This is a genomic window from Ruegeria sp. YKSD163, assembly GCF_059612905.1.
Genome location: NZ_JBXWRM010000052.1, coordinates 1 through 1962 on the forward strand (window position 1 = coordinate 1; position 1962 = coordinate 1962).

Genomic DNA, 1962 nt, shown 5'->3' on the forward strand with positions numbered 1-1962 from the left:
TGGCGGCGCCGGCGAGGATACGCTTGTCGGCGGCGACGACGACGACTCGCTGAACGGTGGGGAGGACGACGACACGCTTCTGGGCGGGGCGGGCAGCGATACGCTTTACGGGGACGGCACGACCAGTTCGGGCTTCTCGACCTCGGGTCCGGGCTTTCAGGCGGGCAACGACAACCTGGATGGCGGCGACGGCAACGACTTCCTCTATGGCGATCTCGGGGACGACACCGTTCAGGGCGGGGCCGGCGACGACTACCTCTACGACCTGAACGGCCTCAACGACCAGGACGGCGGCACCGGCGACGACACGATCTATGGCACCGGCAGCGCCGATGGCGGAGCCAACAACGACACGATCTACTGGTATTACGGCGCCTCCGGGGCCACGACGGTCCAGGGCGGCGACGGCAACGACCGGATCGAAATCCTGGGTGGGAATTCGAGCAGCTCGTCGGGTAGCGCGATTGTCTTCGACGGCGGCGCGGGCGATGACACGCTGCTGGCTGAGACCGACTCGCGCACGACGCGCGGTCGCGGCGACGAGACCATGCGTGGCGGCGACGGCAACGACGTCATCCGCAGCTACTACGGCGCGGATTCCCTGTCCGGGGACGCGGGCAACGACAGCCTGGACGGCGGCTCGGAGAACGACACGCTGTCGGGCGGAACCGGCGAAGACACCCTGATCGGAGGCAGCGGCGACGATTCCATCGATGGCGGGGATGATGCTGACTCGATCGATGGTGGTTCGGGCGCCGACAACATTTCAGGCGGTGCCGGAAACGACACCATTCAAGGTGGGGGCGGATTTGGCGGCGATCTAGCCGACTCTATCGACGGTGGCGCCGGCGATGACAGCATCGACGGAGGCGACGGGGACGATACGCTCACCGGTGGCGCTGGCAACGACACGCTGTCCGACACCCTTGGTGTCAATCGCGCGGTCTACTCCGGTGCTTCGACTGACTACGAGGTCCAGATCAACAATATCGACGGAACGTATACAGTCGTTGATTTGCGTGGTGGGTCGCCCGATGGCATCGACACCCTGAAAGGAATATCCGAGCTTCAGTTCTCCGACACGATCATTGCCATCGACCCAAGCCCCGCGCTTCTTTTGATCGGCACGGCAGGCAACGACACCCTCACCGGTCTGAATGACGACGACACGATCTCGGGCCTCGCGGGCAACGATGAATTGCGCGGCGAAGGTGGTTCCGACTCCATCGATGGCGGCGACGACGACGACTCGCTGAACGGTGGGGAGGACGACGACACGCTTCTGGGCGGGGCGGGCAGCGATACGCTTTACGGGGACGGCACGACCAGTTCGGGCTTCTCGACCTCGGGTCCGGGCTTTCAGGCGGGCAACGACAACCTGGATGGCGGCGACGGCAACGACTTCCTCTATGGCGATCTCGGGGACGACACCGTTCAGGGCGGGGCCGGCGACGACTACCTCTACGACCTGAACGGCCTCAACGACCAGGACGGCGGCACCGGCGACGACACGATCTATGGCACCGGCAGCGCCGATGGCGGAGCCAACAACGACACGATCTACTGGTATTACGGCGCCTCCGGGGCCACGACGGTCCAGGGCGGCGACGGCAACGACCGGATCGAAATCCTGGGTGGGAATTCGAGCAGCTCGTCGGGTAGCGCGATTGTCTTCGACGGCGGCGCGGGCGATGACACGCTGCTGGCTGAGACCGACTCGCGCACGACGCGCGGTCGCGGCGACGAGACCATGCGTGGCGGCGACGGCAACGACGTCATCCGCAGCTACTACGGCGCGGATTCCCTGTCCGGGGACGCGGGCAACGACAGCCTGGACGGCGGCTCGGAGAACGACACGCTGTCGGGCGGAACCGGCGAAGACACCCTGATCGGAGGCAGCGGCGACGATTCCATCGATGGCGGGGATGACGACGCGGCGACCGGCGGAACCGGCGACATTGC

At 66.2% G+C, this 1962-nt stretch carries 1 protein-coding gene; it reads left to right on the forward strand.

The genetic code is table 11. The features are described 5' to 3' along the window. A partial coding sequence (locus AC2FNA_RS24125; protein WP_496830970.1) for a calcium-binding protein occupies positions 1-1962 on the forward strand: 1962 nt, incomplete at both ends.